Consider the following 26,771-nt stretch of genomic DNA (forward strand, 5'->3'; position numbering starts at 1 on the left):
AGATGAGGGGACGAATGTATGCTTCGTATTGTCATCAACCCACGAAAGACGTTCAATGCACATTTCTGTTTGCTTATTGCCTATTTCTACAAAATGCAGGAGAAAAGGGTGATAATAATTCGCAGGTATGTCATTTTGTTTCTTCTGTCAGGAGAGAGGCTTCGGGCAGGAAAAGTGAACCCGTAGCGAGATAACATCATGGTGACGCACATTCAAAGCATGTTGACGGAAAGCCAATCTGAGCCGCTTGTTCAAAAACCATCCGTTCAGGCACGACTCGCTCAGAAAGAGCCAGAGCAGCAGACGGTGCGGCAACGTATCGTGCAGCAGGCAATACGCTGTTCAACCAAAAGCTGGACTACGCCTTCGCTCGTGCCACAGGTCAAGATTCTGTATACAGAACAGCACCATCCGCGTGTGCCGGTTATGTATGAGCCGACGATTGTCATCATTTTTCAGGGACAGAAGGTTGGTTATCTGGGCGGGAAAACGTTCCAGTACGACCCGGAAAACTACCTGTTGATGACCGTGCCGCTGCCGTTCGAATGTGAAACGATAGCCAGCGTTGAACACCCTTTGGTGGGGATGGCTATCCGTATTGATATCCAGATGCTTCAGGACTTGTTGATCGACATTGGTGATGACGACAGCGCGATTCGCCCCTGTTCCTGCACATGTGGCGTGAACAGTGCGCCGCTGACTGATGAAATTCTGTGTGCTGTGGAACGGCTGCTGGATGCGATGGATAACCCGCGTGATGCCCGTGTGCTGGGCCCGACGATTGTGCGCGAGATTATCTATCATATGCTCTGCGGTGAACGCGGTGCGGCATTACAGGCGCTGGTCAATCGGCACACGCACTTCAGCCAGATTGCCAAGTCTCTGCGACGAATCGAAAATCACTACGCCGATAGCCTGAATGTGGAACAGCTGGCGGCGGAAGTGAACATGAGCGTCTCGGCGTTTCACCATAATTTCAAAGCAGTCACCAACACCTCGCCGTTGCAGTACCTGAAATCCTACCGCTTACACAAAGCACGCGTGATGATGATCAACGAAGGGCTGAGAGCGGGCGTCGCGGCCGCTCGCGTAGGATATGAAAGCGTGTCGCAGTTTAGCCGGGAATTTAAGCGCTATTTCGGCGCGACGCCGAGCGATGAAGCTGCGAGATTAAAGGCCGGCAATATGGCGGTTGAGGAAAGCTGAGGGCGTTAAGCAAGCGTGCGGTTACCGATTAGGCGACGGCACGTTTTTTACGCCACACGACAACAGCCATGCCAACCAGGCCGCTAACCAGCAAAATAATCGGGAGCAGGATCAGCGCGGTCATCACCTGATCTTCATAGCGTTTGACCAGTGGAATGTGGCTGAGCGCATAGCCGAGCGTGACAATTCCCCCAACCCACAGCAGCCCGCTGAGCCAGTTGAAAATTTGGAAGCGCGTATTATTTAACCCAGAAATGCCTGCCATTGTTGGCAGTAGCGTGCGGATAAACGCTAAAAAGCGGCCAACCAGCAGCGCCATCAGGCCGTGGCGGTGGAACAGGTGATGGGCACGCTGGTGGTAATGCGCAGGAAGCTGCAATAGCCAACCTTTTACCAGACGCGTATCGCTCAGCCAGCGCCCCTGGAGGTAGCTGAGCCAGCAGCCGAGGCTGGCAGCGATGGTGAGCAGAATCATCGTAGGGAAAAAGCTCATCACGCCTTTGGCAATCATGGCACCCGTGAGCAACAGCAGGCTGTCGCCTGGCAGAAAAGAGGCAGGTAGCAGGCCGTTCTCCAGAAACAGCGTCGTGAACAGAATGCCGTAAACCACCCAAATGACGTGGGGATCGGCCAGTGCACTAAAATCCTGCTGCCAGAGCGCCTGAATAATGTCGTGAACCACACTCATATTACATCCCGCCAGTGACGATATTCACTATCTCTCAGGCTGCGGCGATGGAACGCTGAATTACCTGAAATCTACTGTCTATCAAGCCCTAAAATCGATGGGGCAAAACGCCTTGCCGCATTGTGAGAATACGACAGGGCTTAATGCTTAATTTTGGTTAAGGTAACGCGGTTTTTGGTAAGCGTTGACTCATAATTATGATAACGCATTCCCCAGCGCGCCGCAGGGGAAATCAAGATGTGGCGGCTTTATGGCCGTCACATTTTCTATATTTTATGTCTGCTGATATTTTGTTTCCTGCCGTTTGGCAGCGATGAGCCTGCTGACGCCTTGCCAGACTAAGCACTCAGCCTGCTGAAACCCGCGGCCAGATCGTCGATCAGATCGTCACTGTCTTCAAGTCCAATATGTAACCGAATAAGTGTGCCGGTAAAGTCCACGCCGCTCACCGGGCGGAGAGCCGCAAGTTCTTCCGGCTGATTTGCCAGAATCAGAGACTCAAAGCCCCCCCAGGAATACGCCATGCTGAAGTGCTCAAAATGATCCAGATAGTTCGCCAGCGCCTCTTTGCTTAATTTCTCTTTCAGCACAAAGGAGAACAAGCCGTTGCAGCCGTTAAAATCGCGTACGTAGAATTCATGCCCTTTACATCCCGGCAGCGCAGGGTGATTAACGACGGCGACTTCTGGCCGTTCTGCCAGCCACTGTGCAATGCGGATGCTGCTTTCCTGATGCTGCTTGAGCCTGATGCCCAGCGTGCGCAGGCCACGGCTGGCGACATAAGCAGTATCAGCATCTACCATTTGGCCCATCAGGTAAGACTGTTCGCGCAACTGCGCCCAGCAGCGTTCATTAGCGACAGCGGTGCCAATCATGGCATCGGAGTGACCAACAATATATTTGGTAGCCGCCTGAATAGAAATATCAATATCGAAGTCGAGCGCTTTGAATAAAATGCCTGCTGCCCAGGTATTATCAATCATGATAACGATGTCGGGATTGATGCGGCGCACGGCTTGTACGATCGCCGGCACATCATGGACTTCCATCGTGATGGAACCCGGTGATTCGAGAAAGACGACTTTGGTATTGGGCTGGATCAGTTCGGCAATGCCAGCACCGATGAGTGGATCGAAATAGGTGGTGCTGACGTTCATTTTTTTGAGCACTTTGGTGCAAAAATCCTGTGTGGGTTCGTAGGCCGACTCCGTCACCAGAATATGATCGCCTGCCGCGACGAAAGAGATAATCGCGTTAGAGATAGCCGCTGCACCGCATGGATACAACACACAGCCTGCACCGCCTTCCAGTTCCACCATCGCTTCCTGAAGCGAAAAGTGGGTCAGTGTGCCACGGCGACCGTAGAATAGCGCACCCTTGGCACGGTTAATGGTGGCGTGTTTCTTATCCTGCACGGTATCGAATACCAGCGAGGAAGCGCGCTGAATAACGGGGTTTACGGAACCGTGGGTGAATTTCTTGCTGCGTCCTGCGGCGACTAACGCTGTTGCCGTTTTTTTGCTTGTCATAATCACTATTACCTTTTCTATTCAATCCTGCCGGATGACCCAATACGCCAGATATTCCTGATAGCGAAAGTGTGAGGAAACAAGGAGGCGTTATTCGATGTATTAGCCCTACGTTATCACGGCTGGGGCGGCGTGTGGGCTTGAGTAAGATAAGATTAGAGGTAGGTGAAAATATTTCAGGTAGGGAAATGATCAAATAGGGAAATGAAAGGTAAGGAAAGCGCCATGTCTTCTGTATTGCTGTTCATCAACATGGCGCAATGTAATGTGCTAACCCGTATGCACGCCGAAGAATTTGGGCAGCCAGAGTGAGATCTCTGGAATATAGGTGACCAGCATCAGCACAAAGAACAGCCCGCAGTAGAAGGGCAGCATCGCTTTAACGACCTGTTCTATCTTCTGCTTACTCACCGCACTGGCGACGAAAAGCACGGACCCCACCGGCGGCGTGATCAGGCCGATCCCGAGATTCACCAGCATGATCATGCCGAAATGCACCGGATCGATACCGAGCGAGAGGGCGACGGGCAGCAGGACGGGCGTCAGGATCAGGATCAGCGGTGCCATGTCCATCAGCGTGCCGATCAGCAGCAGCATGATGTTAATCCACATCAGGATGACGTACTTGTTATCCGAAATGGAGGTGAAAAACTCGGTAATGCGGGCAGGCAGCTGCATGTAGGTCATGATGGCGCCGAATGCGGCGGCGAAGCCGATCAGGATCATCACGATCGTCACGGTTTTGACCGTGCGGTACATCAGCTTGGGCAGTTCCGACCACTTGTAATCTTTATAGATAAACATGGTCACGAAGAAGGACCACAGACAGGCAATAGCCGCAGACTCGGTCGCGGTAAAAATACCGGACAGAATCCCGCCCATGATGATGACGACCGTCATCAATCCCCATAAGGTATCGACAAAGATTTTCAGCGCCTGACGGAACGGTACACGTTCACCTTTTGGATAACCGCGTCGATGGGCAAAACCGACGCACATCACCATCATGGTCAGACTGAGCAACAGGCCGGGCAGGATCCCTGCGATAAACAGCGAAGCAATAGAAACCGTACCGCCGGTAGCCAGCGAATAGATCACGGAGTTGTGGCTCGGCGGTGTCAAAATCGCCTGCACGGATCCGCTGGCGGTGACGGCGGCGGAGAAGTCGCGCGGGTAACCCTTTTTCTCCATTTCTGGGATCATCACCGAACCGATTGAAGCCGTATCTGCGACAGAAGAACCAGATATTGCGCCGAAGAACGTTGAAGCGACGATGTTAACCAGCGATAAACCGCCGCGAATAAAGCCGACAAAGATGTAAGCGAAGCTGACCAGCCGACGGGCGATGCCACCTTCGGCCATGATTGCTCCGGCCAGAATAAAGAAAGGAATCGCCAGCAGCGAAAATTTGTTCACGCCGTTGGTAACCTGGATCATGACTGCTTCAAGCGGCAGATCGATCCAGAATGCGCCAACAATGGCGCTCAACCCTACTGCGTAGGCAACGGGAACACCGACCGCCAGCAGCACGGCCAATGTAGCAACAAGAATAAATGCATCCATGGTATTGGCTCCGAATTAAGAACTGCCAAGCATTACCACAGGGCGTTTATCCTGCGGGCCGAAAAACATCTTTTCGATGATGAACAGCACGGTGATTAACGAACCGATAGGCAACGGTAAATAACTTTCACCTGCGGTTAATAAGGGAAACTCCGCCACGGGCTGCTCCCATAATTCCAGGCAAAGTAATGTGCTGTAATAAAGAATAAACAGACTAATTAAGAGCATCAGAAGGTTCGACAGATGAACGCAAATCTTCTTACCGGATTCTGGCAATCTGTCGGTCAACATACTGACGGCAATATGTGAGTTGGAACGGTAACTGACGGCGGCACCGACAAAAGTAAACGTCACCATACAAATGATTGAAATGGGTTCTGGCCAGGATAATGCGGCATTTAATACATAGCGTGCGAATATTCCGACTGGAATCACGAGCGTCATAATTAATAACGCCAGACCAGAAACCCACATGGCAATACGATAGAGTACATCCATACTGGAAAGATAAGACTGTGCCATTGTGCCACCTATATTCGCTAAGCAATAAGCGAAGGGGAATTGTTGATATCAGGGGCGAATAAATAGAGCGCTATCTATGACGTTGCCGATAAATCCGTGGTGTGGTGATAATGGAAATCTATCCACTATCACCGTTTTCATTGCGTTAATCCGTTCGTCAAGAGTCTGCTATTTATCCGCTCAGGTGAGAGATTGATTATTGGACGTCGGCGACGGCTTTAATCAGATCCTGATATTTGGCACCAAACTGATCGCGTACGGGCTGAGTGGCTTTGAAATAATACTCGGTATCAATGTCATGGAATTGAACGCCACCCGCTTTCATTTTATCCAGAGATTGCTGAGTATACTCACTCCACAGCACGCGCTGTTCTTGCTGTGCTTCTTTCGCGAGCTTCAGGATAAGATCCTGATCTTCTTTAGAAAGCTTATCCCATTTGGTTTTGGAATACAGAAACAGTTCAGGAATAATGAAGTGGCGACTCCAGGTGTAGTTTTTCACGACAGGCAGGTAGTTATGTGCGACAAACGTCGGCGGGTTATTTTCAGTGCCGTCAATCACACCAGTTTGCATGCCGCTGAAGACTTCACTGACGCCCATCGCGATTGAGTTGGCACCCATCGCTTTTAGCGTTGCCAGCGCGACCGGGCTACCCTGGACGCGAATTTTCATGCCCTTAAGGTCTTCTGGTTTTACCACTGGTTGTTTGGTGATTAAGTTACGCGTTCCTGCGTCCATCCAGCCCAGAAAAACCAGTTTGGATTTGCTGTTGTTAGTAATTTTGTCTCCAATTTCCTGACCGATTTTTCCATCCAGCACTTTGTGCATATGATCTTCATCACGGAAGATATAGGGCAGCGTGAAGACTTCTATTTCTGGTAAAATAGCGGCAACGGGCGTCATTGATACACGAATAATATCAATCGCACCAAGCTGTGCCTGCTCAATCATTTGTTTTTCATCACCTAAGACGCCACCGGGAAAGGTTTTAATTTCCAGTCGGCCATTTGTGGCGGCTTTTAATTTCTCTCCCATTTTCTGAACGGCAACGACATTAGGGTAACCTTCTGGGTGAACATCAGAGGCTTTAATTTGTTGTGCCTGAATCGCTTGGCTCATCAGGAGTACGGTAGATCCCAGACAAACGCCGATCAATGTTTTTGACAGCTTCATTGAATTATCTCCAGAGGTGGGGTGACATTATCGATAATCAAATGGTGATTTAAAAATATAACTCTATGAAAAATAGTGTAATGAACAGTAGGTTTACTGCTGAGAAAACGGCAGCCGGATTAAGTTATTCTTGTGGCATGCATCGGTATTCTCTGTGAGTTAAGCTAACCTATTATACAACTTTGTAGAATGACTCGTGTCACAAAAGAAAAAGCTAATATGAAATACTGTTTTATATGGATTTTATTCCTATTTACCTCACGAACTTATACGTAACATTGTGTTTTTATTTATCTTATTATACTTAATTGTATCCTATTATTTCGTGAAACTTGTCGCCAGCCATCATGAAATGGTGTGATAACTTAATGTCGATCACAAAAAGCCGATCGTAAAAATTCGATTATAAAATCTGGGATATCACGCCGCGTTTAGGGGCGTTTTGCCTGAGATATGCCGGAATACGCCTCTTCTTTCTCGTTTTTATGCTTTTTCTGCCGATATGCCGGCAATACCCCCAAAAACCCTGTTAGAACGCAAGAAAAGTGCATTATCTTGTGTAAATAATAATGAGAACGACTATCAATTCGTTCAGGGTTTGGTATCATTTCAGGCTGCGTTATTGCGGCATTATACCTGCGGGTATGTGCGGATATTGTACAGAACAGATGACTGTACAGAACAGATGATGTACAGAATGAATGGTGGAGGCACAGCGTGAAGACGGCTGTCAGTAATACAACTCAACAGGTGTTATCAACCTGGCAAAAAAAACGTGGCGCGTTCAGCGCATTTTCCCGTAGCGTGCTGGTTATCCTGCTGTGTACGGCGGGACTAAGTGGAAATGCGTTTGCGGCTCCTGCAACGACGCCGTTATCGACAGAGAATGCAGCGCCTGCCACTCAGCCTGCTGCGGCATCTCCTTCAGCCCCTGTGACAACCGATGCTCCGGCGTCAGCCCTCTCGCTGCCAGCGAGTGCGGCACCGGGCACCAATAACCTGATGAAAACCGATTTGTCCGTTTGGGGCATGTACCAGCACGCTGATGCCGTGGTGAAAACGGTGATGATTGGCCTGCTGCTGGCTTCCGTGATTACCTGGGCGATCTTCTTCAGTAAAAGCGTTGAGATGTCTGGTGCGAAACGCCGTCTGCGCCGTGAATATCTGGCGTTGGAGCAGGCGAAAACGCTGGACGACGCGCTGGAAACCGCGGACGCGTTCAAAGCAGGCAGCGTTGCACAGCAACTGCTGGTCGATGCGCAGAACGAACTGGAGCTTTCCGCACGTTCTGATGACAACAACGGAATTAAAGAGCGCACCGCGTTTCGTCTGGAACGTCGCGTGGCGGCTACCGGGCGTCACATGGGGCGTGGTAACGGTTATCTGGCGACGGTCGGCGCGGTTGCCCCGTTCGTGGGGCTGTTCGGTACGGTATGGGGCATCATGAACAGCTTCATCGGTATCGCACAGACGCAAACCACTAACCTGGCGGTAGTTGCCCCCGGGATTGCAGAAGCCCTGCTGGCGACGGCGATTGGTCTGGTTGCGGCGATTCCTGCGGTTGTCATCTATAACGTCTTTGCTCGCTCGATTGCCAGCTACAAAGCGATGGTCGGCGATGTGGCTGCACAAGTGCTGCTGTTGCAAAGTCGCGATCTCGACGTGGCTGCCAGCAACGATAACCGGGCGTCTTCAGCAGCGCATAAACTGCGGGTGGGTTAAGTCATGGCGATGCATTTGAAGGAGGACGTGAGTGATGACGGTGAAATGCATGACATTAACGTCACGCCGTTCATTGACGTCATGCTGGTTCTGCTGATTATCTTCATGGTAGCGGCACCGTTGGCAACGGTGGATATTCGTGTCGATCTGCCAGCGTCATCGGCAGCACCGCAACCGCGCCCGGAAAAACCGCTTTATCTGACGGTAAAAGCGGATAAGCAAATGTTCCTGGGGGAAGAGGTGGTTAGTGAGCAATCTCTGGCTCAGGTTCTGGACGCGAAAACCAGCGCTAACAAAGAAACGACCATCTTCTTTCAGGCAGATAAAAGCGTCGATTATGAAACCATCATGAGCGTGATGGATTCACTGCGTAAAGCGGGCTACCTCAAAGTTGGGCTGGTCGGTGCGGAAACCGCGGCTAAATAGCGGCTGAGGGTGTTTTAAGAAGGAATGCGGCGTGAATGTTCAAACCGCGTTCCTTTTTTTATGCCTGTCTTTTGTGTGTATCGCTCGCTGTGTATCGGCTGACAGGAAACGTTGGTGCAGATCTACGCCCGCGAGTCGGGATGACGCCAGTGAATCCGCGTCGGGATATAGCGCCGATCTTCTTCAAGCGGCTGTTGTGCAATCAGGCTGGTTACCATCTCAAAGCTACTGCGCGCCAGATTTTCACAATCCTGCGCCACGGTATCGATCTTCAGCGGTAAACAATCAAACAGATAGTGATCGTCAAAGCAGCACAGCCGGATGCCGCTTTCCATCAGGTTATGCTGGTTCATATAACGCAGTACGCCTTCCATCAGGCCACAGGCGGCAACAAACAGCGCTTTTGGCGGACGACCCAGCGTGGCACACAGCTGGGCAAACATTTCATAGCCCGCACTGGGGTGATAGCTGCCGTGAATAATCCACTCCGGCTTGCAGTCGATGCCTGCGCGTGCCAGCCCGAGCTGGAAGCCTTCCAGACGGTGGCGAGTCGGGGAAATTCTCGGCTGGCCGCCAAGGAAATAGAACTCATCATGATGCTGGCGAGCGATGCGTTCGACCATTTCCGCCGTGGATTCTACTGCTTCGGAGATCACCATCGGCAGCGTGGAATCACCAATCACCCGGTCAAATTGTATAACGGGCAACTGCTGATTAATTTTTTGATACTCGGTATCGCTCAACAGGCTGGAGGCGACAATCAGACCATCGACCTGACGCTGCACCAGACTGTTGACCGCCATCATCTCCTGACTGGCGTTTTCGTCGGTGCAGGCAATCAGCAACTGTAACCCTGCTTCACGGCACAGCATTTCCAGCTCGCGGGAAATGACGGCAAAGCCGTAGTTGGTCATTTCCGGTACCACCAGCCCCAGCGTGTTGCTGCGTGAGGAACGCAGCGAACGGGCGTGAATGCTGGGCTGATAACGCTGCTCATGCGCGACGGCTAAGATACGATCGCGGGTTTCATCAGAAACGCGAAACTCTTTGCTGCGTCCGTTAAGTACCAGACTGGCGGTGGATTTTGATACACCGGCCAGCGCGGCGATGTCACTGATTGTTATGCGTTTAGTCGGTTTCACCGCGAGGTCTGCTATCAGAAAAAAGGAAAGTTATTCTATCACGCATGGCGCTAACAGCCAGTGTTGTAGCGTTAATCGACCAGAGCCGCTGAACGTCATGGTCGCGTCACTTTCCGGGAAATAGCGTGCAGACATCACGGCCTCGCCGTCGTTGATGAAAATTTCAACGCTGGAGCGATCGCACAGTATCTGCAATTGGCTCAGCTCACCGCGCCAGTAGCGATGTTCGGGTTCGCCAGTGCGGCGGTTGTGTCGGCTCAGCGTGACACGTTCCCCATCCCAACAGAGAACCAGTTGTGAGGCGAGGCTGAGCTGGAATTCGCCCTGAACGGTGATGAGAATTTCCGCGCTGCTGACATGCAGCGGAGACGCGTAGTCTGCGGCACCATGCCAGGAGTAATGCTGCCTGCGCAGCTGTTGCAGTTCACGTGCAGGGCGTTGATAAACGCGATCGCCACACAGTGTGAGTTCGCGCGGGCAGGTCATGGTGTGGATCCAGCCGTACTCGATCGTCGGTTCAAAAAATTCATTATCGTCGGGAATCGACATCCAGCCGAACAGCAGGCGTCGCCCGTCTTCACTCAGTGTGGTTTGCGGCGCGTAAAACTCGAAGCCAAGATCCAGTTCATGGAAACCCTGATGGGGATAAGCACCGTTGTCGTAGTTAAGCGAGCCGATGAAATAGCCCGCCTGGAAGGTATTCAGGTAGCGCTCTTCTTCGGCGGGAACCCCCTGTGGGCAGCAGATCAGCACGTCCTTTCCATCCAGTGGGAACAGATCCGGGCACTCCCACATGTAGCCAAAATCCCCTAGTCCGCCCAGACGGGAACCGGCGATCTCACCGATCTTCTCCCACGCCAGCAGATCGTCAGAACGGTAGAGCAGCACTTTCCCTTGCAGGTCGAGATCTTGTGCGCCGAGCACCATGTACCAGTGGTCATCATGGCGCCACACTTTCGGATCGCGAACGTGCCCGGTGTAGCCATCAGGGAGCGTCAGAACCGCGCCCAGTTTGTCATATTCACCGTTAGGATTTTCGCGGGCGAGGCATTGGAACGCGGTACGTGAGCCATCGTCGTATTTCACGTTACCCGTATACATCAGCATGATCGCGCCCTGATCGACTACGGCAGAGCCAGAATAGCAGCCGTGGCTTTCATAGCTTTCACTGGGCACCAGTGCGACGGGTTCATGCGTCCAGTTCACCAGATCGGCGGAGCTCCAGTGCCCCCAGAATTTTGCTCCGTGGGCACAGGATAAAGGATTCCACTGATAAAACAGATGGTAACGCCCGTTGTGATGAATAAATCCGTTCGGATCGTTGAGCAGACCCACGCACGGAGACAGATGCCATTCCGGGCGATACGGGTCTTCCTGTTTCCGTGAGTGGCCTGACATCAGGGCGTGCGCCATGCGCTTTAGTAAGTGGACTTCCTTCATTATTCGCTATCCGTTTTATATTTCAGCAGTAAGGAAATGACAAAGGCCGCGCCGAACGCAATCAACATCCCAATCAGGTAGTTAAGCATCGACCCGCTTTGCACAATGGCCAGCCCCGGAAAACCGGTCAGCCCGACGGCCGTCATATTGACGTGATTGAAGACAACCCACGCGCCACCAAGGGCACCGCCTGCCAGTGCGGCCAGGAACGGCTTAATAAAGCGCAGGTTGATACCAAATATCGCCGCTTCTGTGATGCCCAGCAGGCAAGAAAGCCCTGCGGGAACGGCAATCGCTCGGGTTTTGGCATCACGCGTTTTGAAGTATACCGCTAGACATGCGCCACCCTGCGCCACGTTCGCCATCGCCCAAATCGGCAGCAGGAAGTTGACGCCGATATTCGGGTTACCAAGCAGTCCGGCTTCAATGGCATGGAAGCTGTGATGAACGCCAGTGATCACGATAACGGAGTAGAGGCCGCCGAACAGTAAACCGGCTAACCAGCCAGCGTGAGCAATCAACGTGCTGAGTAAGAAAGAAATACCGTCGCCCAGCGCACGCCCCGCCGGCCCGATGAGCAGCATAGCAACGAAGCCGGAAATGATGACGGTGAGGAACGGCGTGACGATGATATCCAGCGCGTCAGGTACGATTTTACGCAGGCGCTTTTCTACGATGCTCATGAACCAGACGGCCAGCAGTACCGGAAACACGGTGCCCTGATAGCCAATCATGGCGATGTCCATGCCGAAGAAATGCATGGTCTGGAAGCCCCCCGCGACGCCCCAGGCGTTGGTCAGCGCCGGGTGGGTCAGAATGCCGCCCAGCGTCGCGCCGAGATAGGGGTTGCCGCCGAACTCGCGCGCGGCAGTAAAACCGATCAGGATAGGCAGAATAATAAAGGCAGCGGAGCTGAACATATCCAGCATCACGAAGATCGCGCTGCTGGCATCGACCCAGCCATAGGTCTTGATCATACCAAGCAGCCCCATCAACAGACCGGACGCGATAATCGCCGGCATGATAGGGACGAAGATGTTCGATAGCAGACGTGCCAGACGTTGCAGCGGGTTCAGCTTTTTCGCTGCGATGGAGGCCGCTTCGGATTTGCTCGATTCACTGATGCCAGCTGCTTTGATGAACTCGGCATACACCTTGTTGACCAGACCTGTGCCGAAAATGATCTGCATTTGTCCCGCGTTCTGGAAACAGCCTTTAACGCCGTCAACGTTCTCGATGGCTTTTTTGTCAGCCAGATTGTCATCATTGAGTACCAGACGCAGGCGAGTCGCGCAGTGGGCAGCACTGGCGATATTCTCTTTCCCGCCGAGAAGGGGGATGAGCGCGGCGGCAGTTTTGTTGATATCCATGTTATTCCTCTTTATATGTCGTCACTTTGGCGTCGATTAGTGCGTAATCGACGCCAAAGCCGGACAAGGGTTAGAACCAGGTTTCCATCTGGATACCGAAGTTCCATTCGCCGCCTGCTTTAAAGCCGGTGGAGCCAAACGTATCTTCACTGGAGTAGTTATCCAGTCGCTTATCCCAGTCCATGTAGCTGGCAAACACGCGCAGTTCAGGACGGCTAAAGAAGTTGCCGATATCGCCAACCTTGAATGTCGGTGCGAAGGTCAGCTTGTAGAAACCGCCGCTAACCTGATTCAGGCTGCGATAACCGCGCGGATCGAGGTCCATGTATTGATAGCTGCCTTCATAAGCCAGTGCAAAGTTTTCGGTGATTTCCTGAATCAGGCGCGCATTAAACGTCACCCATTCGTAGCTATCGCCGTTGACGTAACGGTCTTTGCTGGTTTGCGCCAGGATGGACGGAGCGAAGCTCCAGGTCTTGTTCAGCGCGGTTGTTCCGTAGGTCGCAAAGCGCCAGGTGTTGGCATCGTTGGTCAGGTTGCCGTCGGCACCGATGTTTTTCACTTCGCCGCCCAGTCCGTGACCGTAGAGGATCGCGGTTTTCGATGTCCCGTCACGCAAGCCGTAGAAGCTGTCGCCGTGGTAAGCCACCATCGCGTGGTAGCCTTTATCGCCTGCATTGGTGTTGGTGACGACGGTGTTATCACGGCTTGTACCGGTGTTTGCTTTTATCGGTCTTGGAACTGGTGGCGGAGTCATTGATCGACAGGCCGGAACGCGCGTAGCCGTGGAATTCAAATCCATCCGCAAAGGATTTTTGCTTAGCCAGCGCCGTCGTGCGCTGTTCCACCTGCTGGGTTTTCTGTTCGGTTTGTGTGGTGCGGGTGGCGAGCTGTTGGGTTTGCTTTTCAGCGGCGTCGGCTCTGGCCTCGGCGGTCTGGGCACGGGCTTCAGCCTGTTGCAAACGCTGCTCCATGGCGTTCAGGCGGGCTTCAATACTATCGGTGTTGGCGGCAGAAACATAAAGCGGGGAGGAGAGTAATAATCCTATCGTCACAGCAAGGTGGCTTGGTTTCATTTTTTCGTTCTCGTCGTGAAGGAGATTTATTGTTTTTGGATTTCTCATGTTTAGCTAAATTGCTAAACCGGTTTTTCATGAGGAAAATAAAAGCCAGCAGAAGGGTTAGCAAGAAATTTCACTCGCCCGATTCTGTAACTGTGATCCTGACTACAAAACCGGACGGTAACCGTATTAAACGAGGGGATTAGGGCTTAGCTAAGGGAGTGCGTGCAATTGCTGAGCGTAGGGGAGTGCGGTCATTGCACCTTTTGCCGTGGTGGCAAGTGCGCCGCACTGCTGTGCCTGCGCGATAATCGGCTCCCAGCTAAGCGGCTGTGACAGCTCGTTATATTGCGCCAGGCCATGCAGTAAACCAGCGACGAAGGCATCCCCCGCACCTGTCGTATCGACGGGGGTTACCGACTGCGCGGCAAAGTGCTGTAGCTGGTGGCGATCGTGCAGCCAGACGCCTTCGCTGCCCAGTGTCACCAGCAAGAGCCGGGTGGGGTAGCGCTGCATGAACTGCTGAATCCCCGCTTCAACGTCCGGTGTTGAACACAGAAAGGCGAGTTCCTCACGCGACAGTTTCACTACGTCGGCCAGCATCAGTGCCTGTGTCAGGCAGTCGCGCAGTTCCTGCTCGCTTTGCCAGAGATCGTCACGGATATTCGGGTCGAAGCTGACCCAGCCTCGCGCGGCTTTCACCTGCCGCATCGCTTCAAAGGCGGTACTACGCGAAGGTTCCTGTGAGAGTGCGATGGAGCAGAGGTGCAGCCATTCTCTCTGGTTGAATATCGGCAGGTCTTTCGGCTGTAAAAACAGGTCTGCGCTTGGGCGTACCATAAACGTGAAGGCACGTTCCCCTGCTTCATCGAGGCTAACGACCACGGTTGAGGTGCGGTGGAGTGTGTCGTGCGCCATGTGATGCGTATCGACGTTCTCCTGTTCCAGCACTGTTTTTAGAAAATGGCCAAAAACATCGTCACCGACGCGCCCGATAAAGGCGCTGTTTCCCCCCAGTCTGGCAATGCCGACTGCGACATTGGCCGGTGCGCCGCCGGGACATTTCAGATAGCGTTCCGTATCTTCCGGGATGAGATCGACAACCGCGTCGCCCATGACCCAAATTCTGTTTGCCATAACGTTACTCTTATCAACGATAATCAGACTGTTTGCTAAAATAGAAGAATCGGTTTAGCTAAGCAATACCCTTCATTGCAGAGACGCATCCACATCAATAAAACGCACTTTTCCACATCGCATTGGTGAAAATTTATGCGATAGTCATCACGTTGCTACGGTTATCGGACTAAATAAACGAGCCTGTCATCCGATAGTTATGAGGCGTGGCTCAATGAATCCGGGAATCAAGCCGCAAAAAAGGACGAATGGAGAAGGATATGTATCACCCTACCTCTTTCCGGGGTTACCCCGGTGCGTAATTACAACCTGCTTTGGGGAATATGGGCGCTATGGGCTTTGCTGGTCGTCGCCTGGCTTATTGATATTTATAGCGAATTCCCCCTTCGCTATTACGGTCAGGGAGTGGCTGCTGTGCTCGTCGCGAGTGCCGCGATCGCATTTTTCTATACTGTTAAAAGGAATAACACGATGTTTTCATTTGATAAAAACCAAAAAAAGATGCAAAAGAACCGCAAGAGCGCAGTGAAATAAACAGCTCTCCCGCTATCAGCCCATCGAACGAGTTGATTAATTCAGTGAACCCTGTGCGCGTGAAAAAAGACACCTTTATTTCTCAGGGCGCACGGATGACGGGCTCTCTGGCTGTGGATGGCAATATCACCGTGGAAGGCCGGGTAGAAGGTGACGTGCAGTGCGATAACACGATTAAAGTAGAACACACCGGTCAGGTAAACGGCGAAATGAAATCGCAGCAGATTGTCATCAACGGTCGTGTTGAAGGACGTATCGTCGCCAGCGTCGTAGCCATTCTGGCGCAGGGGAAAGTATTTGGCGATATTTTCACCGACGAACTCTCCATTGAAAAAGGCGGCATCTTCACCGGCCAGTCCCACCCGCTGACTCCGCCAGCGCAGCATCAGGAAAAACTGAGCTACGTGGAAAAGAAAAAAGAGAAAACCGGTAAAACCCCCACAGAGCAAGAGAATGTCGTCGCGCTAGCGAGCAATGTGCCAACGGCGTGAGGTCGTCGTGAAAGGTTATTCTGACAGATAAAGACTATGGATAAGGAAGACATCATCGACAGGAGCTATTTCCGGTATTGGGGAAAAGCCAAAAGATCGGCGGATGTGCAGGAGGGAGATGATTATCACCTGCTGCCTTATCACGGTTTGGATGTGGCAGCCTGTGGTTATTTCTTGTTAAAGAGAAACTATTTTCAGGCTAACCATGTGCTGCGTGAGTTGGCGTCCGAGGCGGATGTCACCGCATGGTTTGCGTATTTTCTAGCCTGGCACGATATCGGGAAATTTGCCCGTGGTTTTCAGGGGAAATATGTCAACCCTGACTCCCCGTTAGTCCAGCATTCGGGACAATCTGGGGGGGAAAGGCATGACGATCTGGGCTTCTGGCTATGGACAATGCGTGATGATATTACCAGCTTATTTCCTTTAGGGACGAAGAAGCTCACGTCGGTGGTGAAAAGTACGCTGGAGATTTGGCTGAATATCGTCACCGGGCATCACGGTAAACCCGCGGCGGAATGCAAAGGTAGTCTGGCCTTTCATCGTGATGATTATTTGGCGGTAGGACATTACCTGCATGATCTGGAAACGTGTTTTCCCGACGCCTCTACGTTCCCAGTCTGTTTTGCAGATAAAGGCTGGCGAAACCGGCTGAAGCAGCAAAGTTGGGCGCTGGCTGGCTTGACCGTGCTGGCAGATTGGCTGGGCTCGCGCCAGCAGGATTTCCGCTATTGCAGCACGCCGATGCCGCTTGAAACCTACTGGCGTGAACACGCTCTGCCGACGGCAGAAAAGGTCGTCGCGCGTTTGCCACGAACCCCGTCTACTGCCCCTTTCCATTCTATCCAACAGCTCTTTCCGTTTATCCAACGCCCAACGCCGCTGCAACAGCAGGCACAGGAAGCGGATATTTCCGCTGACGGGCCGCAGCTTTTCATTCTGGAAGACGTGACTGGCGCGGGGAAAACAGAAGCCGCGATGATATTGGCACATCGTCTGATGGCGCAGCAGAAAGCGTGCGGTATTTATATCGGCCTGCCGACGATGGCGACGGCGAATGCTATGTACCTGCGGCTTGCCGAAGCCTACCGCGCATTATATTCACCAGAGCATAACCCTTCGCTGATGCTGGCGCATGGGGCGCGGCATATGTCATCAGCCTTTGTGCAATCGCTGTGGGAAGGTGACAGTCAGGGGCAGGCGCAGTACGACAAGAAAGAAAACGCTGCCAGCAAGGACTGTAACATCTGGTTTGCGGACTCGCGTAAGAAAGCGCTGCTGGCGGATATCGGCGTAGGCACGCTCGATCAGGCGCTGATGGCAGTGATGCCATTTCGCCACCAGTCGCTACGGGTGCTGGGGCTACAAAACAAGCTGCTGATTCTGGATGAAGTGCACGCGTATGACGCCTACATGAGCAAGCTGATTGAGCTGTTGATTGGCTTTCATGCGCTGCAGGGCGGCAGCGTGATTATCCTCACCGCGACGTTGCCACTTACCCTGCGGGAAAAACTGACGTGGGCGTTTTCGTTGGGGATAGCCTGTGAGTCTGCCCAGCCTGACCCCAACGCGGCCTATCCGTGGTTGACGCAGTTAACGCGTGAAGGGCTGCGTGAAACGGCGCTGGAAACGCGGTCGGAAGTAAAGCGCGAGGTCAAGATTAGCTGGTTGACTGAACGGTTGGAGGGCATCGAATCCGTGAAGGCTAGCGTAGCGGCAGGGCAATCGATCTGTTGGATCAGGAATACGGTGGATGACGCCATTGCCGTTTATCGTCAGCTCATTGAGGAGGGTATGGCAGAGAAAGATATGCTGCTGTTCCACAGCCGTTTCGCCTTTTGCGATCGTATGGCGATTGAGGAACAGGCGCTGACGTGGTTTGGCAAAGACAGCACGCCGGATAAACGTGCTGGCAAAGTGCTGATTGCCACGCAGGTGGTTGAGCAATCGCTGGATATTGATGTCGATAACATGATTAGCGACCTTGCACCCATCGACTTGCTGATTCAGCGTGCAGGGCGATTACAGCGGCATATCCGGTTTCTCGACGGGCGTCGTAAAACAGAGTTGGATACGGCACCGCTAACGGATGAGCGCCCGGCGGCGGTGCTGCACATCATGGCTCCGGTTTGGCAACCGGAAGCGGAGGCTAACTGGCTGGGTGATGAACTGCGCAACAGCGGCTACGTTTATCCCGATCATGCCGCGCTGTGGCGCACGCAGGCTATCTTGCGTGAATGCGGTGCAATAAAAATGCCGGAAGCGGCGCGGCTGCTGATCAACAGCGTGTATGAAGAACAGATCGCGGTGCCCCTTGAACTGGAGGCTATAGCCAACAAGGTACTGGGTGAACGATACGGCCAGCGCTCCGTTGCCGGTCAGTCATCGCTGGCGTTGGTACACGGTTACTGTGCTCAATCCAGCGAGTCTGGCTGGAGCGATGCGGTGGATATTTCCACCCGTCTGGGAGAGGACACGCTGGATCTGTATTTGGCGTGGAAACCGGAAAATGATGGTGAACTTCCGCAGCCTTACGCCGCATCGGAAACTTTCGCCTGGGAGCAAAGCCGCGTGCAGGTGCGGTTAAGCTGGTGGCAGAAGCGTAAAACCGGATTACCGATATTAGAAGATGACGCGCTGGAGCGGTTTCGACAGCAATTACACCGCCCACAGGCTGAGGTTCTGCTGCTGAATCGGGGTGAAACGCATGCGTTTTATAGCGAGCAGGTGGGGCTGATGTTGTTGGATTCGTGATGTACTCAAATAATAAGGTTGTAGGCCGCGTTGTATTAATTGAGTTTTTGCGGGCGGTGCTGCAATTGGGGTGTTTATCGGTGAGTTATTTGCAAGGGAAGTGTTGGTTTCGTGCGCTAAGCCAGTTGTGTCTTTATGCTACTTCATAGCACGCGCCCGACTCAGGGCGCTCAATCGCCGCCGCCCTGAGAACCCAGGCTGTTGGCGAGAAATTTATGCCGCTTCGCGGTTCCCTCACCGGACGTGGCCTTCTAACGGACCACCTGTGACGCGTTCCCTACGCGACACAGGCTTTCGCCGCGTCCTGCGGCTCATCCTGAAGGCCTCGGCCAGTTCGGCAAAATTTACGCCAGAGGGTGTTCATCTGCTAAAGGGAAGATAGAAAGGCTTTTGCGAGAGTTACCGCATCCCTGCGATTTGTCCCCGCTGGCGCGGGGAAGATGGAAGACTGAAATTAACAGACTGTTTCCATTATTGGTTTATCCCTCTAATAGAGGGAACTGAGAAAGTTTAACTCATAATTGTTCAATTAGACGTTCTATTTATTAAAACAGCTTCTATTATCTTTATAAAGACCATATCTATTATCTTCTTGATTTTTTCATGTCGCTAGACTAAAAACAATACAGCACCTGATACTGCTAGCTGGAGTTGCCCAACTGAGCGGTGTTCAGGCGCAAGGCACGGAACACGCACTTAGTTGAGCGAGTGGCATCTTTCATCCTAGCGGCGTATTTCGTGGAAATCAAACCACACCAGAAGGAATATGAATATTGATCATTATTCCCGTTATCACTATCCCAGTGAATATCACTATTCACCAAACCAAAGTAGAGGCTTCGCCGCCAACGCATCCTGCCTATATTGCCCCTGCCCTCAGCCACAAACGTGAGCCATCTCTCTGGCGTCGCGGACTGAATGCGTTAAAAAAGAGGTCGCAGAACCAGCCATAATCTGGCCTGCCGCAGGGATGCGGCGCACACAGGAGGTACGATGTTTTCATTGATTGAAGAACCCTGGTTACCCGCCGTTTTTTCGGATGGTCGGATGGGTAACATTTCCCCGCAGCAACTCCCCAACGACACGATTATCGATCTCGCCTGGCCGCGTGCCGATTTGCAGGGCGCGGGCTATCAGCTCCTTATCGGCCTGCTGCAAACCGCCTATGCGCCCGCTGATAGCGATGACTGGAGTGAAATCTGGGAGGAAGGGCTGGGTGACGATTTCCCACAGGCGTTAGCTATTCTTGCACCAGCAATGCAGTTTGGCGCACAGAAGCCGGCGTTTATGCAGGATTTTGCCACGCTCGACAGCGACCCAACGCCGATTTCCGGCCTGCTGATCGATGCCCCCGGCGGCAATACGCTCAAGCTGAACAAAGATCACTTTATCAAGCGTGGTACGGTCAACGCGGTATGTCCGCATTGTGCGGCAATGGCGCTGTTCACGTTGCAAACCAATGCGCCATCCGGCGGGCAAGGGCACCGCACCGGGATGCGCGGCGGTGGGCCGATCACGACGTTGCTGATGCCGGAAGATACTGGGCTGCCGCTGTGGAAAAAACTCTGGATGAACGTGGTGACACAGGAAGTGATGCCAAAGGGTAAACCTGATGCCACGGTGTTCCCGTGGTTAGCGGCCACACCGACCAGCGAGGGCGCTCACCCACCCGTGACGCCGGAAAATGCGCATCGGCTGCAAGCCTATTGGGGCATGCCACGTCGTATTGAGCTGGATTTCACCACGCTAGAGGCGGGGGAATGCGATCTGTGTGGCAGGGAATCGACCACGTTGTTCACGCAGTATCGCACCAAAAACTACGGCATTCAGTACGACAGTTGGCAGCATCCGCTCACCCCTTATCGTCGGGCATTGAAGGGCGATGATGCCCCGCTTCTGTCGGTGAAAGGGCAGCCGGGCGGGCTGGCTTACCGTGACTGGCTGGGGCTGCTGGTTCAGGGGGAAGATAAGCTTAACCACACCTTTCCCGCCACCGTTGTGCAGCACAATGCCCGGCGGGATGAATTGCGCAGGCACTCTGGGCTGTGGTGTTTTGGCTACGATATGGACAACATGAAGGCGCGTTGTTGGTATGAACACCATGTCCCGCTGTTGTTCGCGTCTGCCCGTTTTCGTGATGATCCTCTGACGTTGATTGAATATAAAGACTATTTGCAACTGGCCGTTGAGCTGGCGCGAGATAGCGCTACGCTGCTGCGGCAGATGATTAAAGAAGCCTGGTTCTCACGTCCGAAAGACGCAAAAGGGGATTTCAGCGCTATTGATGTCGCGTTCTGGCAGGAAACACAGCCTGATTTTATACGGCTGTATCAGTCGTTAGCTCAGGATGAAGCCCCCGCTACGGCGCTGAAAACGTGGCAAAAGGCACTCTATCGTTATCTGTTGGGTACCTACGATGCCCGCGTGTTTAGCAACCCCGACGAACATCGCGATCTGGCTAAGGCGGCGGGAACGCGGAAAAAGCTGAGTGCGTTTTTCCATAAGCAGAAAGCGGCAGAATCCATTAAACAGATGCAGGAGGCAGTGGATGGCAAACACGGCTGATTTTAGGGTCATCGACAAGGATGACGCGAAAAAGATTAGTGACTGGTTCGAGGCGCTACAAAATCGCCACAGTGTTGCGGGTAATGGCCGAGCGCGTCGGGCAGAGTTGCGCCGCGCTGCGCCGCCTTTTGGCGTGTTGACTTGTCCGGGGTATCACGATCTGGCGGGGAAGCTGGCAGCAAGGCTGGAAAAGGAAAGCCGCATCATGGCGCTGGCGATTTTTGTTTCCGTTGCGGCACATGTGGCGAAAAACATGCTGAAAACCAGTTTCGCTGCGCAGTTAGGTGAAAAGCAGGGCGGCGATCGCCCTTTTCTTTCTCCTTTGCGCTTTGAACGGCTACAGCGGGCGCAAACGCCGGAAGAGTTGTATCGCCAGCTTTTCCGCGCGGTGCAAATACGCGGTGAGGCCGGTGTAAACCTCCCTTCACTAGCGGACGGTATTTTCCTCTGGGCGGACGAGTGGCAGGCACGACAGGAAAACCGTGCGCCAACGCTTCACCCTTTGCGACGCAACGCGGTGCGCTGGGCGTGCGAATATGCGCAGGCGTCACAAAACCTCACCGCCGATGAGCCAGACACGACAGCAACGACAACGACAACGACAGCTTCAGACAAGGAATAACTGATGACCACATTTATCCAGCTTCATTTTTTAACCGCTTATCCATCTTCTAACCTGAACCGTGATGACGCGGGGCGTCCGAAAACCGCCATCGTTGGCGGCGTTGAACGTTTGCGCGTGTCCTCACAAAGCCTGAAGCGTGCATGGCGCACCTCTGAGGTGTTTAAATCCGCGATGGACGGCCATATTGGCACCCGCAGTCGCCGCATTGGGCGTGATATCTACAATGCGCTGATTGCTGGCGGAATGAGTGAAAAGCTGGCCGATGAGGCGGCGAAGAGCATTGCTGAGCAGTTCGGTAAACTGAAAAAAGAAGAAAAAGGTAGTAAAGAGCCACTGGAAAAATACGATATCGAACAGCTTGCTCACTTCAGCGTGCAGGAAAGGGCGTTGATCGATCAACTGGTTGCGCGTCTGGTCGCGGAATCCCGTAAGCCGAATAGCGAGGAGCTAAAACTACTACGTAAGGATGCCACCAGTGTCGACATCGCGCTATTTGGTCGGATGTTGGCCTCCAGCCCGGAATTCGATATCGAAGCGGCCTGTCAGGTGGCGCACGCATTGGGCGTAAGTGCTGTTACCATCGAAGATGATTTCTTTACGGCGGTAGATGACCTGAACACGGCAGCGGATAACGGATCGGCGCACATGGGCGAGCAGGGCTTTGCCTCGGCGTTGTTCTATCACTATGTCTGCATTAACCGCGATCTGCTGCTGAAAAACCTGAATAACGACGACGCACTGGTGGCGAAAACCCTACGTGCGCTGACGGAAACGGTGCTGACCGTATCACCGGGCGGCAAGCAAAACAGCTTCGCCAGCCGTGCGCTGGCAACCTATGCGTTGGCAGAAAAGAGCACCGATCAACCGCGTACCCTGTCGGTCGCGTTTTTCAAACCCATCCGCAGTGATAATCAGGTCAATGACGCTATCGAGCTGTTGCGTAAGCAAAAAAACAAATTTGACCGGGTGTACGCCTCTTCCGGCAGTGTGCCTTCCTATGAACTGAACGTGGAAGCGGACAGTGAGGGTGGCTCGCTGCAAGGGTTACTGGATTTCATCAGCCAGTAGGAGCGCTCTATGGATAACTATCTGGTCTTCCAGATCTATGCCCCGCTGGTGTCGTGGGGGGAAGTGGCGGTCGGTGAGGTGCGCCACACCTCGACGGTACCCAGCCGTTCGGCGCTGCTGGGGCTGCTGGCAGCGGCGCTGGGGATCCGGCGCGACGATCGAGCCGCGCTGACGGTTTTTAATCAGCATTACCATGTGGCGGTGCGGCCGCTTTCCGATCGTGAAACCTGGCTGAATGACTACCACACGGTGCAAATGCCGAAAGAAAACCGCAAAGTAACGCGTTATACAAGGCGGGATGAACTGCGGCCAGAGGTGGGACAATCGCTCGAAACCATGCTGACTTCACGTGAATACCGCTGTGATGCCTATTATCACATCGCCATTAGTGCCACGCCGGATGCGCCTTACTCGTTAAGTGCGCTGCGGGATGCGCTGCTATCACCGGTGTTTACGCTCTATTTCGGACGTAAAAGTTGTCCGCCTGCGCTGCCGCTGGCACCACACTTGTTCTCTGGTACGTTGGCCGAGGTGTGGCAGTTAGCCAGGCGGACGCCTGCGCTGAACGATCTCGCGTTAGAGATGATCGCTCGTGCCGAGGGTGTGTGCTACTGGGAACAGGAAACCGATACGGGGCTAACGGCGCAATACCGTGTTTCACGGAACGATCAGCCCGCCGATCGACGGCGCTGGCAGTTCGCCTCTCGTGTGCAATATGTTGGCAGTGATAAGGGAGAGGAATGATGTATTTTTCCAGAATAACACTGCAACTCAATGCGTTGCCGCGTGTGATGGCCGAGAAGCGGCTGCACGCGGGGGGCTATGCCAGCCACCAATGGCTCTGGCAGCTTTTCCCTGAACAGCTTCAGCGTTCGTTCCTGTTCCGCGAAGAGGCGCATGAAACCAAAAGCCTGTTTTACCTGCTTTCTGAACAGGCACCGCAGGCGGATCACAATCTGTTTCAGGTGGAAACCAAACCCTATCAACCACAGTGGCATAACGGCATGGCGTTAGCCTTTTCGCTGCGTGCGAATCCAGTCGTTACGCGGGACGGCAAACGTAGCGATGTGTTGATGGATGCGCGTCATCAGGCGAAAGCGGCGGGGCTATCCGGCGTGGCGTTGTGGCAACACCAGCAACAGCGTGCGCGGGAATGGTTGGTGCGACAGGGGGAAAATGCGGGCTTTGCGGTATCGTCGTGTCGGGTTGATGGCTATCAACGCCATCGCCTGAACAAGCCCGGTCAGTCGGCAGCGATTATGTTCAGCAGCGTGGATTATGACGGGGTGCTTCACATTACGGATGCTGAACGCTTTGCGACGGTTGCCCGACAAGGGTTAGGAAAAAGCAAAGCACTGGGGTGTGGCCTGCTGCTATTGAAACGGGCGTAGCCTGCCCCGTTACAGGGAGAGTCAACGATGTATGTTCCGCTCAACCCGATCCCGCTTAAGGATCGCGTTTCACTCATCTTTCTGCAATACGGGCAGATTGATGTTATTGATGGGGCGTTTGTGCTGGTGGATAAAACCGGCGTCCGTACGCACATTCCCGTCGGCTCGGTTGCTTGCATCATGCTGGAACCGGGCACGCGGGTTTCTCATGCGGCGGTGCGACTGGCGGCAACGGTCGGGACGCTGCTGGTGTGGGTTGGCGAAGCGGGCGTGCGGCTGTATGCGTCTGGCCAGCCCGGCGGCGCGCGGTCGGACAAATTGCTCTATCAGGCTAAGCTGGCGTTAGACGAGGAATTGCGCCTGAAAGTGGTGCGCAAAATGTTCGAGCTGCGCTTTGGTGAACCGGCGCCGAGCCGCCGTTCGGTCGAGCAGCTTAGGGGAATTGAAGGTGCCCGCGTGCGCCAAACGTATACGCTGTTGGCGCAGCAATATGGCGTGAAATGGCATGGCCGACGTTACGATCCGAAAGATTGGGAACGAGGCGACAAGGTCAACCAGTGTATTAGTGCGGCGACGTCCTGCCTGTACGGCATTACTGAGGCGGCCGTGCTGGCGGCGGGGTATGCGCCAGCGATCGGGTTTGTCCACAGCGGCAAACCGCTTTCTTTTGTCTATGACATTGCCGATATCATCAAATTCGAGGGTGTGGTAGCGAAAGCCTTTGAAATTGCAGCCCGCAACCCTGCCGAGCCTGATCGTGAAGTGCGGCTTGCCTGCCGTGATATTTTCCGTAGCCAGAAAACGCTCAGTAAACTGATTCCTCTCATTGAGGACGTCTTATCTGCGGGTGGCATTACGCCGCCGCTTCCGCCGGACGATGCGCAGCCGCCGGCCATCCCAGAGCCGAAGCCGTTTGGTGACAGCGGTCACCGGGGACAAGGTTAAATGAGTATGCTTGTGGTGGTGACGGAAAATGTCCCGCCGCGTTTACGCGGCAGGTTAGCGGTATGGCTACTGGAAGTCCGTGCGGGTGTCTATGTTGGCGATACCTCACAGCGGGTGAGAGAAATGGTCTGGCAACAGATTATCGAACTGGCAGAGCAGGGCAACGTGGTGATGGCATGGTCGACGAATACGGAATCCGGTTTTGAGTTCCAAACCTGGGGAGAAAACCGCCGAATGCCGGTAGATCTGGATGGCCTGCGGTTAGTCTCTTTTTCACCTATTGAAAATCAATAAGTTAGCGATCTTTAACAACATGGAAAAATCGGTAGATTTTTTTATGCCGAAAAAAGTGTTATAAAACAACTCTCTACTTTTAGAGTGTTCCCCGCGCCAGCGGGGATAAACCGAATCAACGGCGCAGCAGTTGGCCCAATTAACGGTGTTCCCCGCGCCAGCGGGGATAAACCGTCAGCGCCTCTGCATTTTTCAAAGTATCGCGTGTGTTCCCCGCGCCAGCGGGGATAAACCGGCTCTTTTGAAAAAATAGAAGAGCTTTTATCTGTGTTCCCCGCGCCAGCGGGGATAAACCGCATACTAACTATAAAACTGAAGAGACGCATTACGTGTTCCCCGCGCCAGCGGGGATAAACCGTAGCAAAGCTCGCTACAATGTTATCAACGGCTGTGTTCCCCGCGCCAGCGGGGATAAACCGCGAACTCAATTGCTCCAGAGCTACTTGGATGAGTGTTCCCCGCGCCAGCGGGGATAAACCGATTCCGAGTCTGATAACGCATTCCGCGTTCGTGTGTTCCCCGCGCCAGCGGGGATAAACCGAGATATCGACCTGAGCGCTCACTGCCGACACTGTGTTCCCCGCGCCAGCGGGGATAAACCGTCAATCGGATCCCTAAGTTCGATAAAATTCGAGTGTTCCCCGCGCCAGCGGGGATAAACCGGAATTACGAGATAGTTTTGAAGAGGCGGCAAAGTGTTCCCCGCGCCAGCGGGGATAAACCGTAAAGTCCAAATTCGCCGACAACTGAAACAAAGTGTTCCCCGCGCCAGCGGGGATAAACCGCAGGCCCGGGACATGGATTACATTTATGCTGAGTGTTCCCCGCGCCAGCGGGGATAAACCGAGTGGATCAGTCGTCTCAGTTAGTGATTTTTGGTGTTCCCCGCGCCAGCGGGGATAAACCGCCCGCTGCTGTCATGAGCAGCAACGTTTACTGGTGTTCCCCGCGCCAGCGGGGATAAACCGACGAGTGATACCCGCGAACGCCGCGATACGGTGTGTTCCCCGCGCCAGCGGGGATAAACCGACATGGAGGTTGATTCACGTCTCAACCACATCGTGTTCCCCGCGCCAGCGGGGATAAACCGGAGTTGTGCATCAAAAACGGAAAAATGGTGCGGT

22 protein-coding genes, 1 pseudogene and 1 CRISPR repeat array (1 of these 24 cut by a window edge) are annotated in these 26,771 nt (G+C 53.5%); of the genes and pseudogenes, 13 read left to right on the forward strand and 10 right to left on the reverse strand.

Features of this window, described 5'->3' with window-relative positions; all coding sequences use genetic code 11:
* The first annotated feature begins 198 nt into the window (after positions 1 to 198).
* Positions 199 to 1,206, forward strand: a complete 1,008-nt coding sequence (locus tag NAL19_RS01715; protein ID WP_263058577.1) for an AraC family transcriptional regulator — start codon at positions 199 to 201, stop codon at positions 1,204 to 1,206.
* 28 nt (positions 1,207 to 1,234) lie between these two features.
* On the opposite strand, the gene NAL19_RS01720 is transcribed toward NAL19_RS01715, so the two are convergent.
* The 5 genes from NAL19_RS01720 to NAL19_RS01740 all read right to left on the reverse strand — a co-directional run bounded on the left by NAL19_RS01720 (position 1,235) and on the right by NAL19_RS01740 (position 6,682).
* Positions 1,235 to 1,894, reverse strand: coding sequence for a DedA family protein (locus NAL19_RS01720; protein WP_225086618.1), 660 nt, complete (start codon positions 1,892 to 1,894; stop codon positions 1,235 to 1,237).
* Positions 1,895 to 2,232: 338 nt separating this feature from the next.
* A complete protein-coding gene (gene metC / locus NAL19_RS01725) occupies positions 2,233 to 3,423 on the reverse strand; it encodes a cystathionine beta-lyase (RefSeq protein ID WP_263058578.1) in 1,191 nt (396 codons plus the stop codon).
* Between the two features lie 270 nt (positions 3,424 to 3,693).
* Positions 3,694 to 4,986 (reverse strand): TRAP transporter large permease, encoded by a 1,293-nt coding sequence (locus tag NAL19_RS01730; protein ID WP_263058579.1) that lies wholly within the window; start codon positions 4,984 to 4,986, stop codon positions 3,694 to 3,696.
* 15 nt (positions 4,987 to 5,001) lie between these two features.
* On the reverse strand, positions 5,002 to 5,508 hold the full coding sequence (locus tag NAL19_RS01735; RefSeq protein ID WP_225086621.1) for a TRAP transporter small permease: 507 nt from the start codon (positions 5,506 to 5,508) through the stop codon (positions 5,002 to 5,004).
* Between the two features lie 196 nt (positions 5,509 to 5,704).
* Positions 5,705 to 6,682 carry a TRAP transporter substrate-binding protein gene (locus NAL19_RS01740; RefSeq protein ID WP_263058580.1) on the reverse strand — a complete coding sequence of 326 codons (978 nt, stop codon included), beginning with the start codon at positions 6,680 to 6,682 and terminating at the stop codon, positions 5,705 to 5,707.
* A 717-nt stretch (positions 6,683 to 7,399) separates the two neighbouring features.
* Between NAL19_RS01740 and exbB the strand changes: the two genes are divergently transcribed.
* Positions 7,400 to 8,404, forward strand: coding sequence for a tol-pal system-associated acyl-CoA thioesterase (gene exbB / locus NAL19_RS01745; RefSeq protein WP_263058581.1), 1,005 nt, complete (start codon positions 7,400 to 7,402; stop codon positions 8,402 to 8,404).
* 3 nt (positions 8,405 to 8,407) lie between these two features.
* Complete coding sequence (gene exbD, locus NAL19_RS01750) at positions 8,408 to 8,830, forward strand: TonB system transport protein ExbD (RefSeq protein WP_225086624.1); 423 nt, start codon at positions 8,408 to 8,410, stop codon at positions 8,828 to 8,830.
* A 122-nt stretch (positions 8,831 to 8,952) separates the two neighbouring features.
* Here exbD and NAL19_RS01755 read toward each other — a convergent pair whose 3' ends face one another.
* The 5 genes and pseudogenes from NAL19_RS01755 to NAL19_RS01775 all read right to left on the reverse strand — a co-directional run bounded on the left by NAL19_RS01755 (position 8,953) and on the right by NAL19_RS01775 (position 14,980).
* Positions 8,953 to 9,972 (reverse strand): substrate-binding domain-containing protein, encoded by a 1,020-nt coding sequence (locus NAL19_RS01755; protein WP_263058582.1) that lies wholly within the window; start codon positions 9,970 to 9,972, stop codon positions 8,953 to 8,955.
* A 30-nt stretch (positions 9,973 to 10,002) separates the two neighbouring features.
* Positions 10,003 to 11,412: a glycoside hydrolase family 32 protein gene (locus NAL19_RS01760; protein WP_263058583.1), complete on the reverse strand. Its 1,410-nt coding sequence runs from the start codon at positions 11,410 to 11,412 to the stop codon at positions 10,003 to 10,005.
* Complete coding sequence (locus NAL19_RS01765) at positions 11,412 to 12,782, reverse strand: sucrose-specific PTS transporter subunit IIBC (protein WP_225086627.1); 1,371 nt, start codon at positions 12,780 to 12,782, stop codon at positions 11,412 to 11,414. The genes NAL19_RS01760 and NAL19_RS01765 overlap by 1 nt, the downstream gene beginning before the upstream one ends.
* Positions 12,783 to 12,852: 70 nt before the next feature.
* Positions 12,853 to 13,858 (reverse strand): annotated as a pseudogene (locus tag NAL19_RS01770) (carbohydrate porin).
* Between the two features lie 198 nt (positions 13,859 to 14,056).
* A complete protein-coding gene (locus NAL19_RS01775) occupies positions 14,057 to 14,980 on the reverse strand; it encodes an aminoimidazole riboside kinase (protein ID WP_263058584.1) in 924 nt (307 codons plus the stop codon).
* A 294-nt stretch (positions 14,981 to 15,274) separates the two neighbouring features.
* Here NAL19_RS01775 and NAL19_RS01780 point away from each other — a divergent pair, with 294 nt between their 5' ends.
* The 10 genes from NAL19_RS01780 to cas2e all read left to right on the forward strand — a co-directional run bounded on the left by NAL19_RS01780 (position 15,275) and on the right by cas2e (position 25,647).
* Positions 15,275 to 15,514 (forward strand): hypothetical protein, encoded by a 240-nt coding sequence (locus NAL19_RS01780; protein WP_263058585.1) that lies wholly within the window; start codon positions 15,275 to 15,277, stop codon positions 15,512 to 15,514.
* Positions 15,515 to 15,573: 59 nt separating this feature from the next.
* Positions 15,574 to 16,005, forward strand: a complete 432-nt coding sequence (locus NAL19_RS01785) for a polymer-forming cytoskeletal protein (protein WP_263058586.1) — start codon at positions 15,574 to 15,576, stop codon at positions 16,003 to 16,005.
* Between the two features lie 36 nt (positions 16,006 to 16,041).
* Positions 16,042 to 18,759 (forward strand): CRISPR-associated helicase Cas3', encoded by a 2,718-nt coding sequence (gene cas3, locus NAL19_RS01790; RefSeq protein WP_263058587.1) that lies wholly within the window; start codon positions 16,042 to 16,044, stop codon positions 18,757 to 18,759.
* Between the two features lie 993 nt (positions 18,760 to 19,752).
* A complete protein-coding gene (casA, locus tag NAL19_RS01795; RefSeq protein ID WP_263058588.1) occupies positions 19,753 to 21,324 on the forward strand; it encodes a type I-E CRISPR-associated protein Cse1/CasA in 1,572 nt (523 codons plus the stop codon).
* On the forward strand, positions 21,308 to 21,946 hold the full coding sequence (gene casB / locus NAL19_RS01800; protein ID WP_263058589.1) for a type I-E CRISPR-associated protein Cse2/CasB: 639 nt from the start codon (positions 21,308 to 21,310) through the stop codon (positions 21,944 to 21,946). The genes casA and casB overlap by 17 nt, the downstream gene beginning before the upstream one ends.
* 3 nt (positions 21,947 to 21,949) lie before the next feature.
* Positions 21,950 to 23,017: a type I-E CRISPR-associated protein Cas7/Cse4/CasC gene (cas7e, locus tag NAL19_RS01805; RefSeq protein ID WP_263058590.1), complete on the forward strand. Its 1,068-nt coding sequence runs from the start codon at positions 21,950 to 21,952 to the stop codon at positions 23,015 to 23,017.
* Positions 23,018 to 23,026: 9 nt separating this feature from the next.
* The gene (gene cas5e, locus NAL19_RS01810; protein ID WP_263058591.1) at positions 23,027 to 23,761 is read left to right on the forward strand and encodes a type I-E CRISPR-associated protein Cas5/CasD; all 735 of its coding nucleotides are present in this window, start codon (positions 23,027 to 23,029) and stop codon (positions 23,759 to 23,761) included.
* Positions 23,761 to 24,408: a type I-E CRISPR-associated protein Cas6/Cse3/CasE gene (gene cas6e, locus NAL19_RS01815; protein WP_263059646.1), complete on the forward strand. Its 648-nt coding sequence runs from the start codon at positions 23,761 to 23,763 to the stop codon at positions 24,406 to 24,408. The genes cas5e and cas6e overlap by 1 nt, the downstream gene beginning before the upstream one ends.
* Positions 24,409 to 24,435: 27 nt before the next feature.
* The gene (gene cas1e, locus NAL19_RS01820; RefSeq protein ID WP_225086637.1) at positions 24,436 to 25,353 is read left to right on the forward strand and encodes a type I-E CRISPR-associated endonuclease Cas1e; all 918 of its coding nucleotides are present in this window, start codon (positions 24,436 to 24,438) and stop codon (positions 25,351 to 25,353) included.
* On the forward strand, positions 25,354 to 25,647 hold the full coding sequence (gene cas2e / locus NAL19_RS01825) for a type I-E CRISPR-associated endoribonuclease Cas2e (RefSeq protein ID WP_014698581.1): 294 nt from the start codon (positions 25,354 to 25,356) through the stop codon (positions 25,645 to 25,647).
* A gap of 84 nt (positions 25,648 to 25,731) precedes the next feature.
* Positions 25,732 to 26,771: direct repeats of the CRISPR family, unit length 29 nt; unit sequence GTGTTCCCCGCGCCAGCGGGGATAAACCG; it runs 2,412 nt beyond the window's last position.

The sequence above is a fragment of the Pectobacterium sp. F1-1 genome, from assembly GCF_025643735.1.
In the GTDB taxonomy this organism is placed as follows: Bacteria; Pseudomonadota; Gammaproteobacteria; order Enterobacterales; family Enterobacteriaceae; genus Pectobacterium; species Pectobacterium colocasium.

Excerpts from the sequence above, each read along its gene's own strand:
- NAL19_RS01715 (WP_263058577.1), top strand. The coding sequence starts at position 199 with ATGGTGACGCACATTCAAAGCATGTTGACGGAAAGCCAATCTGAGCCG.
- NAL19_RS01720 (WP_225086618.1), bottom strand. The coding sequence starts at position 1,894 with ATGAGTGTGGTTCACGACATTATTCAGGCGCTCTGGCAGCAGGATTTT.
- metC (WP_263058578.1), bottom strand. The coding sequence starts at position 3,423 with ATGACAAGCAAAAAAACGGCAACAGCGTTAGTCGCCGCAGGACGCAGC.
- NAL19_RS01730 (WP_263058579.1), bottom strand. The coding sequence starts at position 4,986 with ATGGATGCATTTATTCTTGTTGCTACATTGGCCGTGCTGCTGGCGGTC.
- NAL19_RS01735 (WP_225086621.1), bottom strand. The coding sequence starts at position 5,508 with ATGGCACAGTCTTATCTTTCCAGTATGGATGTACTCTATCGTATTGCC.
- NAL19_RS01740 (WP_263058580.1), bottom strand. The coding sequence starts at position 6,682 with ATGAAGCTGTCAAAAACATTGATCGGCGTTTGTCTGGGATCTACCGTA.
- exbD (WP_225086624.1), top strand. The coding sequence starts at position 8,408 with ATGGCGATGCATTTGAAGGAGGACGTGAGTGATGACGGTGAAATGCAT.
- NAL19_RS01760 (WP_263058583.1), bottom strand. The coding sequence starts at position 11,412 with ATGAAGGAAGTCCACTTACTAAAGCGCATGGCGCACGCCCTGATGTCA.
- NAL19_RS01765 (WP_225086627.1), bottom strand. The coding sequence starts at position 12,782 with ATGGATATCAACAAAACTGCCGCCGCGCTCATCCCCCTTCTCGGCGGG.
- NAL19_RS01775 (WP_263058584.1), bottom strand. The coding sequence starts at position 14,980 with ATGGCAAACAGAATTTGGGTCATGGGCGACGCGGTTGTCGATCTCATC.
- cas3 (WP_263058587.1), top strand. The coding sequence starts at position 16,042 with ATGGATAAGGAAGACATCATCGACAGGAGCTATTTCCGGTATTGGGGA.
- casA (WP_263058588.1), top strand. The coding sequence starts at position 19,753 with ATGTTTTCATTGATTGAAGAACCCTGGTTACCCGCCGTTTTTTCGGAT.
- casB (WP_263058589.1), top strand. The coding sequence starts at position 21,308 with ATGGCAAACACGGCTGATTTTAGGGTCATCGACAAGGATGACGCGAAA.
- cas7e (WP_263058590.1), top strand. The coding sequence starts at position 21,950 with ATGACCACATTTATCCAGCTTCATTTTTTAACCGCTTATCCATCTTCT.
- cas5e (WP_263058591.1), top strand. The coding sequence starts at position 23,027 with ATGGATAACTATCTGGTCTTCCAGATCTATGCCCCGCTGGTGTCGTGG.
- cas6e (WP_263059646.1), top strand. The coding sequence starts at position 23,761 with ATGTATTTTTCCAGAATAACACTGCAACTCAATGCGTTGCCGCGTGTG.
- cas1e (WP_225086637.1), top strand. The coding sequence starts at position 24,436 with ATGTATGTTCCGCTCAACCCGATCCCGCTTAAGGATCGCGTTTCACTC.
- cas2e (WP_014698581.1), top strand. The coding sequence starts at position 25,354 with ATGAGTATGCTTGTGGTGGTGACGGAAAATGTCCCGCCGCGTTTACGC.